The 16444-nt window shown below is 65.3% G+C and carries 12 protein-coding genes; 2 read left to right on the top strand and 10 right to left on the bottom strand.

Features of this window, described 5'->3' with window-relative positions; all coding sequences use genetic code 11:
• Positions 1-7 precede the first annotated feature (7 nt).
• A complete protein-coding gene (locus VN706_21190) occupies positions 8-3922 on the bottom strand; it encodes an AAA family ATPase (GenBank protein ID HXT18159.1) in 3915 nt (1304 codons plus the stop codon).
• A gap of 536 nt (positions 3923-4458) precedes the next feature.
• On the opposite strand from VN706_21190, the gene VN706_21195 reads away from it, so the two are divergent.
• Positions 4459-5088: a prepilin-type N-terminal cleavage/methylation domain-containing protein gene (locus VN706_21195; protein HXT18160.1), complete on the top strand. Its 630-nt coding sequence runs from the start codon at positions 4459-4461 to the stop codon at positions 5086-5088.
• Between the two features lie 79 nt (positions 5089-5167).
• Entirely contained in the window at positions 5168-5722 is a 555-nt protein-coding gene (locus VN706_21200; protein ID HXT18161.1) for a prepilin-type N-terminal cleavage/methylation domain-containing protein, read from the top strand.
• A gap of 110 nt (positions 5723-5832) precedes the next feature.
• Here VN706_21200 and VN706_21205 read toward each other — a convergent pair whose 3' ends face one another.
• The 9 genes from VN706_21205 to VN706_21245 are packed head-to-tail and all read right to left on the bottom strand — an operon-like array spanning position 5833 to position 16429.
• Complete coding sequence (locus VN706_21205) at positions 5833-6351, bottom strand: hypothetical protein (GenBank protein ID HXT18162.1); 519 nt, start codon at positions 6349-6351, stop codon at positions 5833-5835.
• Positions 6348-7628 carry a tetratricopeptide repeat protein gene (locus VN706_21210; protein HXT18163.1) on the bottom strand — a complete coding sequence of 427 codons (1281 nt, stop codon included), beginning with the start codon at positions 7626-7628 and terminating at the stop codon, positions 6348-6350. Before VN706_21210 ends, VN706_21205 begins: the two co-directional genes overlap by 4 nt.
• Positions 7625-9088 carry an AAA family ATPase gene (locus VN706_21215; protein HXT18164.1) on the bottom strand — a complete coding sequence of 488 codons (1464 nt, stop codon included), beginning with the start codon at positions 9086-9088 and terminating at the stop codon, positions 7625-7627. The genes VN706_21210 and VN706_21215 overlap by 4 nt, the downstream gene beginning before the upstream one ends.
• A gap of 4 nt (positions 9089-9092) precedes the next feature.
• Entirely contained in the window at positions 9093-10865 is a 1773-nt protein-coding gene (locus VN706_21220) for a hypothetical protein (GenBank protein ID HXT18165.1), read from the bottom strand.
• An 8-nt stretch (positions 10866-10873) separates the two neighbouring features.
• Positions 10874-11383 (bottom strand): hypothetical protein, encoded by a 510-nt coding sequence (locus VN706_21225; GenBank protein HXT18166.1) that lies wholly within the window; start codon positions 11381-11383, stop codon positions 10874-10876.
• Positions 11376-11981: a hypothetical protein gene (locus VN706_21230; GenBank protein HXT18167.1), complete on the bottom strand. Its 606-nt coding sequence runs from the start codon at positions 11979-11981 to the stop codon at positions 11376-11378. Before VN706_21230 ends, VN706_21225 begins: the two co-directional genes overlap by 8 nt.
• Before the next feature lie 11 nt (positions 11982-11992).
• Positions 11993-13483 (bottom strand): hypothetical protein, encoded by a 1491-nt coding sequence (locus tag VN706_21235; protein HXT18168.1) that lies wholly within the window; start codon positions 13481-13483, stop codon positions 11993-11995.
• Positions 13480-14694, bottom strand: coding sequence for a type II secretion system F family protein (locus VN706_21240; protein ID HXT18169.1), 1215 nt, complete (start codon positions 14692-14694; stop codon positions 13480-13482). The genes VN706_21235 and VN706_21240 overlap by 4 nt, the downstream gene beginning before the upstream one ends.
• 31 nt (positions 14695-14725) lie before the next feature.
• Positions 14726-16429: an ATPase, T2SS/T4P/T4SS family gene (locus VN706_21245; protein HXT18170.1), complete on the bottom strand. Its 1704-nt coding sequence runs from the start codon at positions 16427-16429 to the stop codon at positions 14726-14728.
• Between the last annotated feature and the right edge of the window lie 15 nt (positions 16430-16444).

Genomic DNA, 16444 nt, shown 5'->3' on the forward strand with positions numbered 1-16444 from the left:
CTCGCGCTCAGCGCGAGCGAGCGCGGGGCGCGGGCTGATCGAGCGTGACGTTCGAGATGGCGACGCTGCTTCCAGTCGCCCGTCCGCCCATCCACCATTGTGCGACAGTCTCTTCGCCCGTCGAGCCCAGGAAGCTGAGGCTCGACTTCCAGCGCTGGGTGCCGTCGATCGCGAACACCACCGAGCGATCTGCGCCGACGCTGACGTCGATCGTATGACGATCGCCCGCGCCCGTTGCCGCGGCAGGTTCGGAGAAGTTTTCAGGTCCGACGCTGTAGGTGAGGTTGCCGGAGGCGCCATCCCACGCGACAGTCACGAGCGGCGTGAATTGCGGCGCACGTCGGTCGATCGAGCCTTCGGCGGCTGCCGCGACGAAGCCGAGCATCAACGTCGTCGCTGACGGCCGGCCGGTGAACGGAGCTGTCACTCGCACGCTCGCGTGCAACCCTGGACGAAGGGCCATTGCGGACCGCAGCAACAATCCGCTGTCCCATTCAAGGTCGCCGTTCGGGAAAACCGCGGGCGCACCGTCGCTCGTACGTCCGGTGCGCGGCAACGGAACTCCGAGCGGCAACCAGCTCGAATCGATTCGCGCGAAGCTGTCGTTGAAATGCAACGCCTGATTTGAACTGACCAAGAGCGTCAGCGTATCAGCGCGCCATCCGGGAATCGACGCGATCACGCGGGCGCTACCGGTACCGCGCGCGACCACGGATATCATACTTGCGGAGTCCGCGGCATTCGACTGCAATTGTGTTGCCTCGCGGCCTTGTACCGACCACTGCACAGGGACATCGCGCAGCGGACTGTTCGCCGGAGTGAGCGCGATGAATCCGAGGCGCGCCGTGTCGCCGACGGCGATCGATCTCGGCCCGACGATTCTGAGTCGATCGATGAACTGCGGCCGCCCGCCTGACCACGACGCAATCGAGAACTGCCGGCCCGCGGGAGTCAGCCGCTTCGGTGTTCCGCCGAGCGACGGACGCGCATAGACGGCGCGATCGCCGTCGCGGACCGCTTCGAATGCGATCGAGCGCCCGTCCGGTGAAAAGACGGCGTGCGATTCGCCGGAACGATCCGAGATCGGCCACAGACGCTTGTTGTCGAAGTCATACACGTACAATCGCGAGCCACCGCCATCTCGCTGGCTCGTGAATGCCAGCAGCGAGCCGTCAGGCGACCACGCCAGCTCGTAATCGTCAGCGGAATTCGACGACACGTTGAGAACGTCGCTGCCGTCGGCGCGCGAGACGAAGACGTCGCGCTGTCGTTGCGACCCGACGCGCGCCACCCACGCCACGCGATCGCCCGTGGGCGACCACGCTGCCTCGGCAACCGCTCGGCTCGATGAGGTGTCGATTGGAACGGCGAGCGCGGGCGCACCAATGGTGACGCGCCAAAGATCCGTGTCGAGGCTGCCATCGACGAGAAGACGCGATCTCGAGACGAGCAACGATCGGCTGTCGGGAGACCACGCCAAACCAATGTTGTCGCCGGGTGTCGTGGATACGAGCGACGTGTCGCGTCGATCCACTCCGACGACGAGCAGCTGTTCGCCTTCGGGCGTCACGCGTTGCAAGGCGACGCGTTGACGATCTGGTGAAACGAGTCCGCCAGTCCATGGCGACGCGAGCGAATCCAGCCACGCCGGCGCGAACAATCCAGCGGCGGCGGCGATCGGCGTCCCCGTCGATCGCTCGCGTCGAGGATTGCGAATCAGCTCCAGCGCGGCGCGGCCCCGCGCATCGCGCTCGGTCAGTACGAGCGTGTCGGAAACATTTCGCGTGGAGGCGCGCGCGAGAACGATAGGGCGCGCGTAATATCCGGCGAGGGCGATCGCCAACGATGCGGCAATCGACACGACCCATTGCCGCGTCGAGGCAGGCCGCCACAGCGATCGCCGCGAGCGCACATCCGTTGGCGGCGCGGGTTCCGCGCGGCTGAAGGACACATCGTCATCGCGAACGGCGTTGTCGTCGGCGACCGGTGTACTTTCGACGCTCGGCGCGAGATCCGCGGAAGCGCCGTGGTCGCGCGCACCCGGAAGGGTGAGCCGGGTGCGGCCGAACGCGGTCAAAAGCGAGTCGACTTCGCGACGCGCGGCATCCGTCGGCGCGAACGTCAGCGCGATGCCAAGGAGCCGTGCGACTTCGCTCGATGCGCCGATCGCGGCGGCGGCAAATGCCGCGGCGCGCGCGCGAATGAACGCATCGCCGGCGCGGCCGGCCATTGCGTAGAGTGACGCGAGCTCCGCGTCCGACGCATCGTGCTCGGCGGCGAGTGCGTCCGCGGCCCACGATGCAAGCACCGCGCGACCCGCGAGCCCGCTCGCATCGACGAGAAAACCTTGCGTCACGTCGTGAGCGACGGCGTATCCATCATCCGTCGCGCGCAGATAGCCAAGACGCAGCAACACTTCGACGGCCTCGTACGCAGCTGCTTCCGGCAGATGCGCCGCGGCCGCGAGCACGCGAAGATTCGCCGATCGTTCGAGCAGCGATGCGGCGAAGAACGTTCGCCGTTGCGACGGCGACAGCGCCTGGAATCGTGCCCATAGAATGTCGCGCAGGGAGGCCGGCAGTTCAGTCGTCGGTGTGCCGCTCGCCGTTCGTCGCGCGAGCTCGAGGATCGCGAACGGCCGGCCCCCGGATGCACGCACAACGCGATCGACGTCCGCGTCGGTCGTGCGACCGACACCGCGCAGGACGGCGCGTGCGAGCGCCAGCGACTCGTGATCGTCGAACGCACCGAGTGCGATCGAGGTGCTGGCGTTTCCGTCGACGTCGCTCAGGGCACGCAACCGTTCCACGGCGGCGCCTACGACTCGCTCCGTACGGTATGACGCGATGAACAACACGGGAGATTCGTGCAGCCGGCGCGAGAGATACACAAACAGGTCGATCGTCGACGGCGACGCGTGATGCATGTCGTCGACGATGACGCAGACTGGCCGTTCATACGCCGCTGCGTCGATCAGCGCCGCGATTCCCTCGAAGAATCGGAGCCGTCCCGTTTCGTCTTCGATGGGAGACGCGGCCGGCAGATCGAACGCATCTCGCAATTCAGGAAGAAGTCGCGCCGCCTCGGCGAGGAGATGCTTGCTGGCGCCTGCGACACCGGATGCGCGCACGATTGGTCGCAGCGCGTCGACGAGGCCTGCGTACGGAAGCACACCTCCAAGCCCGGCCTCACGCCCGCGCAAGAGCAGCACGCCGCCGAGGTTTCGCGCGCGGTCGGCGAATTCTTCGAGCAGTCGCGACTTGCCGATGCCGGCTTCGCCCTCGAGCAGCACTGTCGCGCCGCGCTCGTGTTTGAGACCCGAGATGAGGGCCAGCATTCGCGCGAGCTCGGATTCACGGCCGACGAATGGAGCCTTTCCCGGCTCCGCCGAAATGCCGCTGCTGGGCGTCTGTTGGTCGCGTGCGCCGTGACGCTCGAGGCGCTCGACGAGTGCGCGCAGCGTGGCGGAGGGCGCGAGATCGAATTCGTCGCGAATTCGATCGATGAATTGGCGCAACGTCGTGACGGCCTGCCGCGACTTGCCCGCGGCGACCAGCGTGTTGGCCGAAAAGAGCGCGGCAGACTCATCGTACGGCGCCGTGGTCGTCAGGCGATTCGCGTGGTCGAGCGCGTCGGACAGACGGCCGTCGGCGAGGGCGGATTCGCCGGCGGCCAACAAGGCTTCCTGGTATCGCGCGCGCAATCGGACCCGCTCGGCATCGGCCCAGCGATCGAACGCGGGCTCGCCGGACTCGAAGCCCTCGAGAAACTCCCCGCCGTACGCGTTGATCGCGACTTCCCAATGTCCGGTCTCGAGCGCGGCGAGGAACTCATCGCGATCGGTCGACAGGATGCCGTCGGCGGACAACGCGACCTGGTCTCGGTCCTGAGGGAGCACCGTGTCGCCGAGTATGGTGCGCAATCGGTGGAGTGACTGCCGGAAGGCGTTTCGTGCGCGTTCCTCTGGGACTTCTCCCCAGAGGATACTGATCAGTTCGTCCCTCCTGGCCGGCCCTCGGACGGAGATGTAAGCCAGAATGGCAAGCGACTTACCGGCGCCGAGCTCAGCGGTGCCGTCCGCCGTGCCGAGTCCCGGGGAGCCAAGCAGACTCAACCGGAAATTTACGCTTGACGGGGAAGGCTGTGACGATGAATCGGACGGGGTCATCGGTGCCGTTGCGGAGCGCGCGAAGTAACAGCTCTAACCGTCGTAATGACTGCTATTTATGAACGCCGTAACACCGACTGATGGCTGCCTAACGGCGACATAACGCCGTGTTGCGATAATTCCCTCGTCATCGCGGTCCCGGAGGTTGTGGCCCGGTACTGTTTCCCATGGGCGCCGATGCCATCGTGATGCGGTCGTAAGTAGCGTAACGCGAGGCGTAACCCCAAGCCAAACATGATCGTCCACGATTGTCTACGCGAAGATTCCTTTTGAGTGTTTGTGAGAATGCCATGACCCAGCGAATCGAAAAAGTCAGCCGGCGTCGCGGATTTACGCTTCCGGAAGTCCTCGTCACCGTGAGCCTGGTCGCGATCTTGGCAGCCGTAGTCGTGCCCGCCATTGCGGGTCAGATTCGCAAGGGCGATCAGTCGCGCATCGGGAATGACATGTTGGCCATCCGTGGCGGCGTGGAGCAGTTCCTGTCGGACGTTCGCCGGTACCCGTCTGACGTAACGCAACTCGTCACGCCGATTACCACGACTCAGTCTCCGCTGACCGGAACTGGCCTGGGAACGTACGGCAAGCCGGACACGCTCCGCTGGCGCGGACCGTACCTGAGCAAAGACGCTGCGTCGATTCTCGGAACGGGATACGGCTACAGCTTCAAGAGCACCTTCTTCAATCAGTCGCTCACGGCGAACAGTGCCGTGCCTGGTAGCGGTGCGGGTTATCAAGCGTATCTGGTGCTGTGCCTTCCAATGAATCCCACGGGCAGCACGGCCACCACCGATGCCTCGAACGCGCTCACCATCGACCAGATGTTCGATGACGGCGACATCACCAACGGGGTGATTCGCTACATCTCGCCGGGCGGCGGCCACGCCGACACGCTCAAGTTCCTCGTCATGCCCATTTATTGAGTCGGGAACCGCTTCCGACCGATCGCTTGCAAGTTCGACGTTCATCCTGCTGTTCAGATAGACCACTAAGGAGAAAACCATGAAGAACCGAGTTCGCCGCGGCTTTACGCTGCCTGAAGTCCTCGTGACCGTGACGGTCGTCGCCGTGCTGGCGGCCGTGGTCGTTCCCGCCGTGACCCAGTACGTCAACAAAGGCGACACGCCGGTGTTCCAGCAGGACCTCAGCGAAATCCGCAACGCCGTGACGGCGTACATCGCGGACAACCGCTCCTTCCCGGCTGAATTCTATGATCTGACGGCGGCCGGCAATTCGGGCGGCAAGATCTACTTCGCCGGCAGCGTGACCGGCACGTCGACGGCTGTTGCGTCGTTCACCAGCGCCGGCGGCATCACCCTCGGACCCGCCATCACGTCCGCCAATGGCTATCTGACGACGCCGCTCGCGTTCTCGACCGGCGCGAGTGCGACCTGCAACGACATCTATCAGCTGGACAAGACGATCGACGGCACGGTCGACGGCACGAACGGCAACGTGCTGTATGACGGGACCACATGTACGGGCGCGGCCTCCACGAACAGCACGGCGATCGGAAGCACGGTAATCACGCTCCGCCTTGCGGCGACGGGCACCTGATCGATTCGCCTCGAGTCGTCTGAAAAGCGAAACGCGGTGGGAAGCCAAGTGCTTCCCACCGCGTTTCCTTTTTCGCCGTTCGATCTCGCCGTGTGAACTGTCGCGACCGGCTACGGCCGTACGGTTCGCGCTTGCACGATCAACTCGGCAACGGTGCGTCCGACGCCGAAGCGCTTCATGATCGCTTCGATCGAGAGCGAGTCCACGTTCACCGGCAGCTGGTAGAACACCACCGCGTTCGCGCCCGGCGCTCGGGCATCCTGCGTCGCGTGCTCGAGCGTGAGACTCGCGGACGACAGCACGGCTTGCAGTGCAACCGATACCGGGACGTTGGTCAGGTGAACGCGCACCTTCCGCGCGACGCCTTGGCCATACACGAGCTTGAAGTTGCCCATCGAGCCGATGTAATCCAGCACGGTGCGTATGTCGACTTCACTCCCGTGCGTGTCGATGCTGATCAGCGGATCGTTCACGGAATCTACCGGCGACAGACTTCGCGTCTCGGTGAGGACCGGCGGGGAGAGCTGCTGGGCCGGCAACACGGGCGGCGGAACGGCCGCGGGCGAATGGTGACATGCCGCGGCAATCACCAGCGCCGCAACGCCGCCGACTATGTGATGCGATTTCATGGATAGAGTTTGCGGAGCGAGTTGACGTACGCTCTGACTTTCTCGATCTCGTCCGGAGGAACGGCGCCGGGCGCGAGGTCGAGAAACGACTGCATTTCGCGAATGGCGCTGTGGAAGTCGTGCTGCGCGACCAGGAATGCGCCGAATGCGTAGTGGGCGCGTGCATCCTTGGGAGCGAGTCCGAGCGCTTCCGTGAACCCGCGGCGCGCGCTTGCCGTGTCGCCCAATGCTTGATACTCCGTGGCGAGACGAATCTTCAGGCTCGAGTTGGCCGGATCGAGCTTGGCCGCCGCAAAGAACGCCGACATCGCATCCGCGTGTCGGCCGAGTGCGTTGTACGCGACGCCGATGTTCATCCAGAGCTTCGGATCGCGATCGTTTGCGGCGAGGCCGAGCCTGTACATGGTGATCGCGGCGGTGTGATTGCCGCGCAGATCGAGGAGCGCGCCATAATCGTTGTACAACTCGGGCGGCACCGGCGGCTTCTGCAGTGCTTTCTCGTAGTAGTCGGCGGCGGCGTCGTAGTTCCCGCGCAGGTGCTCGCTGTACGCGCGGGCGAAGAGCGAATCGCCCAAGCGCGCGCCGTTGGCGTCGAGTACGACACGCACCGGTGCGGGTGTGGGCGTGGGCGCCGTCGTGGGCGGCGCCGGACGCGGTGGAGCGTCCGCGGCTGCCGCGACGTTCGATGCCGCGCGCGCCGCGCTGTCCGTACGATCGGCAGTGACGGAGGCCGCCGTCGACGGGGCCGGCAGCGGCTTGATGCCAGTACTGGTATTACGATTTTGTGATGGCGAATTCACCGCGCGGCTGGGCGGCGCACTGGATACCGGCGAGGGTGCGCCGGCGTCGCGGATCGCTCTGCCGCTAGGCTCAGCAGCGCCACTTCGCTGATTCGACGCCGTCTTCGTCCCCATCTTCGCCGGCGGAATGATTGAAATCGGAACGGCCGGCTGGCTCGGCGGCGGTGTGGTCGGCTGCGGCACCGCCGGCACGCCACTCGGGCGCTGGCTCGCGACGGGTCTCGCGGTCGGAACGGCGAGCGACGACGCCCGTCCTGCACGCGAGCGAGCCCGCCACAGTCCCGCCGCTCCGGCCGCCAAGATCACAGCGGCGGCCGCGAAGACCATCAACGCGCGGCTGGTGCTGCTGCTCCTGTTGTTCGCGGACTTGCCCGCGGGATACGGAAAAAAGTTGTCACCGACGGCGGCCGCCGTTCGTCCCGCGCGCTGTGTGCGCTCGCGCTGCGCTTCCTTGAGCGCGTCGTTGATGAGACTCACGGCTTCGGTCCTGCGGGCGGCCGGGCCGCGGATGGTTTCGCTGTCGAATCGCGCGGCGTGGCCGGCCGTGCGGCGAGCGAATCGGCGGCGATCGAACCGCCGCTCGTTGCGGCGCGCCCGGCGCAAACGGCGGATACCGTCTGCGCATCGCGCGCAAGCAGGGGATTTGCCGCCGACGCCGAATCAACGCCGGCACCGTATCCGTTGCACGCGGCGGTCGTATCACCGCCGTCGAGTTGAGCCACGGCCGTGAGCACGACGGCGCGTGCGTGCGTGACTCCTGCCGGCGCGTGCTGAGCGAGTGCGGCGAGGTGTTGCACGGCGCTCGCGCGGTCGCCGCGCGCCATCTCGAGTTGCGCCAGGCGAAGCAGTGCATCGTCGACGCGTTTGGACGTCGGATACGTCGCGACCAGTGTCCGCAAATCCCGCTCGGCGTCGGCGGGCACGGCGCTCATGGTGGCGCGCCAGTACAAATCCTCGTCGGCGGCCTTCACGGGACCGCGCGGCCAGAGTGCGATGCCAACAGTCACCGCCGCCACGACGAGCACCGCGGCGATGATCATCACGCGCCGTATCTGTCCGCGGCGCTGGTTGCGGGGACGATCGCGGCGCGGTGCGGGCGCGGTGACGTTTTCGTCGACTTCGGAATCCTCACCACGCAACGCCGCCACGGCCTTGCGGACGTGCTGCGGTTCGATGTCACGCGTCTGCGCGGCGTATCCGGCCAGCAGCGCCCGGTCGCAAATCAGATTGATCAAGCGCGGAACGCCGTGGCTCGCGCGATAGATCTCCGTCACCGCCTTCGGTGTGAAGCGAATCTGGCCGCGCGCGCCCGCCACGTTCAACCGGTGGTGGATGTAGCGGTCGGTCTCCTGCTCGTCGAGATCGTTCAGCGTGCAGCGGATCGACACACGCTGGTCGAGCTGCGCCATTTGCGGCGTGCGGATCTTGTCGAGCAGCTCCGGTTGGCCGACGAGAACAATTTGAATGAGCTTTTCCTGATCGGTCTCGAGATTCGACAGCACGCGAATCTGTTCAAGAAACTCTGACGACAGGTGCTGTGCTTCGTCGAAGATCGCGACGCAGCTTTTTCCCAGCGCGAGTTGCGCGAGCAGGAACTGGTTGAGCCGATCGAGCAATTCCTTGCGCGAACCGCCCGGCGGCACGCTGACGCCGAACTCCGTGAGGAGCGCGGCCAGCGTCTCGACACCGTTGAAGAACGGATTGAAGATCAGCGCCGACTGCGACTTGTCGCGATCCAACTTTTCGATGAGATCGCGGCACAGCGTCGTCTTGCCGGTGCCGGGCTGGCCAGTGACCAGCATGAACCCTTCCCGGTTGTTGATGCCGTACAGCAGCTGGCCTTCTGCCTCGCGATACTGTTGCGAGTAGAAGACGAACCGTGGGTTCGGCGTCAGCGAGAAGGGCTTGTCGGTCAGCCCGTAGAACTGCTCGTACATGCCGTTAACGTCCCGATGCGGGCTGCCCGCTGATGATCGTTGGCGTCAGGAACACGACGAGCTCCGTGCGCGTCTCGGTATTGTCGATGTGCTGGAACGCCTTGCCAAGCAGCGGAATGTCCTTGAGCACCGGAATGCCGCTGGTGGTTTGATCCTTTCGATTCTGTACGAGGCCGCCAATCACCATGGTCTCACCGGCGCGCATGCGTGCGATCGTATCGCCCTCCCGGCGTGCGATCACCGGCGCGCTCGCCGTGGTGCCGTCGGGCAGCGAGATCGTGGCGGTGTGATCGATCGACGTCACGGCCGGACGAATGTCCATGGTCAACACGTTGTCCGCCGAAATCTGCGGCAGTACGTCGAGGACGACGCCGACCGAGATCTGCTGCGGAATGATCGAGCTCTGTGTCGTCACGACGCCGCCGTTGGGCCCAAGCAACGGCGTCCGCGACACGTTGAAGAATATCTCGTCCGTGGTCACGTCAAAGATGGCGCGCTGATTGTTGAGCGCCGAGGTCTGCTCGTTCGACAAGACGCTGACGTTGCCTTCCGACGCCAACGCCGTGAGTACGGCAGTGACCGACGTCGCACCACCCGTGAACGTGAAATTGATGTTGCCGGCGTTTCCGGTCGTGGTCACCGACGGATCGCTGCGCAGCGTCACGCCGAACTTGTTGGAAGCCGCCGCCGAGACGATGCTCCAGTCGATGCCGTACTGGAAGGTCTTGGTCAGCGTGACTTCGACGATCTTCGCTTCGATCATCACCTGACGGAGAACCGACGCCTGAAAGTCGTCGAGAAACTCCTGGACGCGGGCGACTTTATCCGGCATGGCCGTCACGTTGATCAAGCCCGCCATGGGGCTGATCACCAGCGACGATCCGTCGCCGAACACGGTGTTCGAGGCAGACGGACCGCCGCCCGCACCGGACGCCGCCTGCTGCGCGGCGTTGATCCCGCCCGTCGACGTCTGCGATTCGCCCGCCGCACCAGTCGTCGGCGCGTTCGCGTTGTTCGCGTTGCCCGACGCTGTGCCCTGCGCCGGCTGGCCCGACGCCATGATTCCCGTGAGCGCGACGCGGATATCCTGCCACACGTCCGCGACCGATTGCGCCGTGAGCACGTCGCCGCCGCTGGCCGCCGCCGCGGCGCCGGCGCCGAGCGCGCTCAATCCGGTGTTCGTGCCCGGTGTTGCGACACCCGCACTCGACAACCGTCGCTGCACGACTGTGCTCATTGTGCCGATACGCGACAGCGCGACATAATCGAGATGAAACGTGTGACTCTCCATGCGAATGGGAACGACACGCAGCACGGTTCCTTGCAGCTGATACTGCGCACCGTTGCGCGAGACCAACTCGTGCAGCGCCTCCTCGAGCGTGACATTGCGCAAATTCGCGTGCGCGGTGCCGTGCACAGCGGGATCGACGGTCACCGTCAATCCGAGCTGCGATCCGAGCTGCGTCACCGCCGTCGCGATGGGAGTTCCATCCGGGACATTGATCTCGCGGATGCGACGCTCGGGCGCGGCCGACAACTGCGGTCCGGCAGCCGTCGCCACTTGAGGCAACGCCGGCGCCGCTCCCGCAGGTTGGCCTGGTTGCGAGACACTCACCGCAGCTGGGCTTCCCTGCGGTTGAACGACCGGTGCCGTCGGTTCGACGTGAACCGTGGTGTGCACCTGCCGAGCGGCCGCACCGCTGCTGGCGCACGCCGCGGCCGCCAGTCCAGCGGCGAACATCGTCGTCGTCCGGAGCGCTTGTAGCGCGCGAGTCATCGTCGACCTCATCCGTTATCCTCCTTCACGGCAACCGTATGCGGTTTGCCTTGGGCGTCGGTTACGACGACGCGGTCGCGCTCGACCGACGTGAGCTTTCCGCCGCCTGGCAGCGGATCGCCGACGTAAATCAATGCATCGTTGATCACCGCGGCGCGTCGCGTACCAGACGTGAGCGTGGCGGTGACATCCCACAGGGTGCCTTCACTTTGTTGTGTTACCGGACCCGCTACCACCGTATGACGCCGAACCACCGGCGTCGGCACGATTACGTCGCCGAACGGGTCGCGACGAACGACGATTGAATCAGCGGGCGCGGGTGCGATACGAACGCTGTCCGCGAGCGGCGCCGCATACGGCATGAGCTGCGCGAGCTGCGGGCTCGGCACCGGCGCGGGGACCGCGAAGCGTCCCGGACCCGACGCACTCGGCGGCCGAACCGAGCGCCACGCCACGAATGACACGACGAGCACCGCCGCCGTCGCGATGCCGAGCCAGCGCTGCGCGGGCTCAGCCATGCTGTCCCGCCTTCGAATCCTTCGGATCCTTCGAATCCTTCGGATGCTCGAGCACCGCGAACGCCAGCAGATACGACGCGCCATTACCCTTGTCGCCAACCGCGGACACGCGTTCCAGCGCGATGGACGGCGGGAGATGTGTAACGACCGAGAGGACGGCGCCAAGGCCGCCGCTGCACTCGAGCACGAGCGTATAGCTCGCCACGGTCGGCGGATCAGCGGTTACCTGCGGCAGAGGCGGCGGAGCTGATCCACTGGAATCCGCGCCGCCAAACCGAACTCGTACGTCGCGGAGCCCAGCACCTTCAGCTGCCGTCGCGATATCCTGCGCCAGCGTTACGCGATCGGCGCGATCGACTGACGTGGCCATCGAGTCCGGAAGCGTCGTCGGCTCGAGCGTCGCCGGCCGAAACGCGGCGCGAAAATTCGCGACTTCGCTCGAGTCGGCGCGCAGGCGATTCAGTTCCAGCGTCAGCGACGAACGCTGCCGTTGCGCGGCGACGCCGACGATCGCGGACGCGACGATAGCCAGCGCGGCGACTCCCATCGCCTCGCCTCGCACACCATAGCGTTGGAAGCTCGAGCGAACGTCGGCCATGGTCATCGCCATCAGTGCGACGCCCCTGACGGACGAGCGAGTGCGAACGATGCGCGAAATTGTATGACGACCGCCGTCGGCGCCTTGTGGGTCGTGTCGTTCGTCGCGGGATAGTCGAGACGGTCGAGATTGGCGTCGCTCACACCGTCGCGCATGCGCAGCGAGGTAAAGAATCCGTCGAGCGACCGCACGGCTTGCGCGCCGCTCGCACCCTTCGCCGCACCGGCGACGATCACGTTCCAACCAGTGGCCGAGCGAGTGACGTGCAGGCTGTCGAATCGAATGGCGTCGGGTGTCGTGGACGCGATCGCAACCAGTGATTGCGCGAGCGCGCTGCGTTCGCCTTGTACGCTGCGCACATATTCGACCTGCTTCGCAAAGTCCGACCGCCGTTCCGCGATTTGCCGCATGGGCTCGACCGTCGGAATCGTTGCTTTGAGCGAATTGCGCAAGCGTTCCGTCGCGGCGCGATCGCCATGCAACGAAGTGACCTGTCGCCCCGCGAACAGGATCGCTAATGCCGCCGCGGCCACGCTCGCGGCTACCGCCGCATTTGGACCACGCATCAAGTTGCGGACGCGCTCCGCGACCGTCGGCGGATGAGGAAAGAGATCGAGCGGGGCGGCCTGCCGTGCCTCGAGGACCGCGCCCATCGCGATCACCGCTTCCGGTGCCGTCACGCCGGAGAACAACGGCTTCACATGCGCGCCCAGCCGCGACTGGAGGGCCGACGCGAGCTCCTCGTAGTCTTTCGGTGAAGCCGCGAGCAGAACACGCGACGCCGTCGCGCCGCGGAATTGCTGCCGGAAGTAGACGGCGCCACGCTCGACCTGATCGAGAATCATCTCGACGCTCGGGCGATCGCCCTCGAGCGCAATCGGGGGATCGATCGCCATCTCGAGACGCCCTTCGAGGAAGAACGCCAGGTGCGGTCCGCTTTCCAGACACACAAGCACGGCGGTCGGCTCGAGCGCGCCACCCGTTGCGTCGTACAGGCTGTGCATCGCCTTGGGGACGACCGTCACACACTCGACGTTGACAGTCTTGTCGGCGAGGCGATCGCGAAGCGCGTTGATGGTTTCCTGTGGTGCACCGGCCACGAGAATCTGATGCGGCGCCGTGCGCGCATCCGCGCGCGACGGCTCGCGCCGCTCGTCGATGGCGCCGCGCGTGAACGCGACGACGGGATCGGCGACGCCGAACACACGCTGTACTTCGCGACGCACGATCGGCCGCAGCACCTCATCGGTCGCCGCGGGCAGCGTCATCGAATGCTGAAACACACCAAACTGCTCGACCGCCAATGCGATCGACGCCATGCGCGCGTCTACTGATTCCAGAAGCGCGCGGAGCCGGTCGATCGCCTGATCGATGGACGCCGACCGCGTCGCATCAACCCACTGATCGATCACGCGCAGCCCCATCCGCTCGGCGTCGTACTCGACGAGCGCAACGCTGTCGTGCGCGATGAGCGCGCCGAAGTGGCGAATGGACGCGCTCAATGCCGCACTCCGATCGACGCGTAGATGTTGAGAATCGGCAGCATGATCGCGAGCGCCACCATCAGGATGACACCGCCGATCATCGCAATCAGCAGCGGCTGAAGCACGGTGATCATGCGCCGCACCGACGCGGGGATTTCGCGATTGTAGAATTCCTTGGTGCGAGCGAGTGCCTGATCGAGATTACCCGTCGCTTCGCCGAGCGCGACGGAGCGCAGCACGACGTTGGGGAAGAGCGCCGATTGTCCGAGTGCCGAGGCGATCGAGATGCCTTGAATGACTTGTTCGCGCGCGCTGCCGACGGCCCGCGAGACCGCGCGGTTCGTGATGATGCGCTCGATGATCTCGAGCGACAGCACGAGCTCCACGCCGGTGCGATAGAACAGACTCAGATAGGTGACGACGCGCGCCATGTTGACGTCGCGGATGACGCCGCCAACGACCGGCAGGCGCAGCACGAGACCGTCGATGAACAACCGGCCTTTTTGCGTGCGGTGGATGAAATACACCGTGAGCACGATCGCATTGAACACGACCAGAACCGCGAGCCAGTCGGCGCGCACGATTTCCGACGCACGCAGGATGATGCGCGTCGGCAGCGGCAGGGTCTTCTGTCCCTTGAGCAGCGGCAGAATGCGCGGAAACACGAAGCCGATCAAGCCGATCACCAGCAGCGTGACCGCGCCGACGACGATGACCGGATACATGGTCGCCTGCTTGAGCTGCGAGGCGATCGTCTCCTGCCAGTCCATGTACTCGACGAGCTGCCGAAGCGCGTAGCCCAACTCGCCGCTGGCTTCGCCGGCGCGAATGGTTCCGATGCAGAGCTCCGGAAACGCCATCGGATGCTCGGACATCGCGCCGGAGAGGCTCTTGCCTTCCTCGGACACGGCGAAGCGAATCTCGCCGATGATCTTGCGCAGCCGCTTGGACTGCAGGCGCTTCGCGACGTCGTCGAGCGCTTCGAGAATGGGAATGCCGACGTCGAACGAGCCCGCGACATACTCCAGGAACGCGAGCAGTTCCTTGCGATCGACCTTGCCGTCGGTGGTCGTGCGGACCGCAGCGCGCTTTTCGCGAACTTCCGTGCGAATGAGGAAGGCGCCCTTCTCACGGAGCTGATTCTCGAGCGTGGTCTCGTCGGGAGCGAACAACACTCCCTCGCGAACCACGCCGGCGTCAGTCAGAGCGCTATACCAGAAATCCGGCACCAAATCCTCGAACGCTTATTCGTGTGTCATGCTATGCGGTGACCCGAAGTACTTCATCGAGCGTGGTAAGCCCGGATCGCACCTTCGAAACGCCATCGTCCAGAAGAGTGGGACGACCGGAGAGGCGGCGAATGTCTTCCGACGACCGTCTCTCATATATGGCGGAGACGATTTCCTCGGTAATTGGCAAAAACTCGAAGATGCCTATTCGCCCACGGAAGCCGGTATTACGGCAGAGTTTGCAGCCGTTCGGCCGATAAACTTTCGAGCCATCGAGCGCGAAGCGCTGACGAATCGCGTCGGGTACGTCGTTTTCCGCCTTGCAGTCGGCGCAGAGCGTTCGAACGAGGCGCTGGGACGCGACGAGTGAAATCGCCGACGCCACGATGAACGGCTCCGCCCCCATATCGAGCAGGCGCGGAATGGCGCCGGCGGCGGTCGTAGTGTGCAGCGTCGTCAATACGAGGTGGCCGGTAAGCGCGGCGCTCAAGGCGATCTGAACCGTTTCCTGGTCGCGCATCTCGCCAACGAGAATGACGTCCGGATCGTGCCGAAGCATCGAGCGAAGACCCGATGCGAACGTCAACCCAGCGCGGACGTTGATCTGCGACTGGCGAATGCGCTCGACCTCGTACTCGACGGGATCTTCGAGCGTGATCAGGCAGCGCTCGCCGGTGTTCATCTCCAGCAGTGCCGAGTAGAGCGTCGTCGTCTTGCCGGATCCGGTTGGGCCCGTAACGGGAAGCAAACCGAACGGTTTGTTCAGCGCGTCGCGCAGCAGCGCCATGTCCGTCGGGTTGATGCCGAGCGATTCGAGCTTGAGGTTGACTCGGCTCCGGTCCAGCACGCGCAGCACCGTGTCCTCGCCATGCACCGTCGGAAAGGTCGAGACGCGAAGGTCGATCAACCGTCCCTCTACGCGCGTGCGCACCCGACCGTCCTGCGGCAAGCGGCTTTCGGCGATGTCCAGGCTCGAGAGAATCTTGATGCGGCTGAGCAGTGATGCCTGAAGTGCTTTCGGGTACGACGGTCCGTTTTGCAGCAGGCCGTCGACCCGGTAGCGGATCTGGACGATCTCCTCGAGGGGTTCGATGTGAATGTCGGTCGCGCCCACGGTCACGCCGCGTCGGATGATCTCGTCCGCGAGTTCGGCGGCCGTCATGCTGTCTTCGCTACCGGTCGCTGGCGCCTGGCGGGGAGTGGTGACGGCGGCGGTCGGCGCTGCGTTTTGCGTCCATGTCGACCGGGCGCGGGCGGCGATCTCACTGGCGCCAGACTGCGATGATGCTGTTTGTGTAGTGCCGCCACGACCATACACCGTCTCGACGAGCTGCGCAATCTCGGCAGGATCAGCCGCCGCGACCCGGATGTGCTTTCCAGTCGATCGTTCGAGTGAGCGAATGACGCCGACGTCGAACGGGTTGCCCATCGCGACAAGGAGGGCCTTGGCCTCCATGCGGAGTGGAACCACGTGCTGCGAGCGGGCGACGGCCGGCGGCACATCGCCTGTCACTGTCGGATCGACGATCAGCTCGCGCGGTTCGAGGTACGGAATGTCAGCGTCGGCGGCGAGCGTCTTGAGCAGGTCGCGCTCGGAAATGTAGCCGAGTCCGACGAGCGCTTCGCCGATGCGTTCCCCTGTCGTGAGTCGACGCTTGAGGGCCTCTTCCAGTTGGCCTGGAGTGATGAGGCCCGCTTCGACGAGCGATTCGCCGAGCCGAATTCTGCGCGACATTAACGATACCGTTCC

It is taken from the genome of Gemmatimonadaceae bacterium (genome assembly GCA_035606695.1).
Taxonomy (GTDB): Bacteria; Gemmatimonadota; Gemmatimonadetes; order Gemmatimonadales; family Gemmatimonadaceae; genus JAQBQB01.

Coding starts and splice junctions, on each gene's coding strand:
- VN706_21215 (HXT18164.1), bottom strand. CDS start 9,088: ATGTACGAGCAGTTCTACGGGCTGACCGACAAGCCCTTCTCGCTGACG.
- VN706_21225 (HXT18166.1), bottom strand. CDS start 11,383: ATGGCTGAGCCCGCGCAGCGCTGGCTCGGCATCGCGACGGCGGCGGTG.
- VN706_21245 (HXT18170.1), bottom strand. CDS start 16,429: ATGTCGCGCAGAATTCGGCTCGGCGAATCGCTCGTCGAAGCGGGCCTC.
- VN706_21200 (HXT18161.1), top strand. CDS start 5,168: ATGAAGAACCGAGTTCGCCGCGGCTTTACGCTGCCTGAAGTCCTCGTG.
- VN706_21195 (HXT18160.1), top strand. CDS start 4,459: ATGACCCAGCGAATCGAAAAAGTCAGCCGGCGTCGCGGATTTACGCTT.
- VN706_21205 (HXT18162.1), bottom strand. CDS start 6,351: ATGAAATCGCATCACATAGTCGGCGGCGTTGCGGCGCTGGTGATTGCC.
- VN706_21230 (HXT18167.1), bottom strand. CDS start 11,981: ATGGCCGACGTTCGCTCGAGCTTCCAACGCTATGGTGTGCGAGGCGAG.
- VN706_21220 (HXT18165.1), bottom strand. CDS start 10,865: ATGACTCGCGCGCTACAAGCGCTCCGGACGACGACGATGTTCGCCGCT.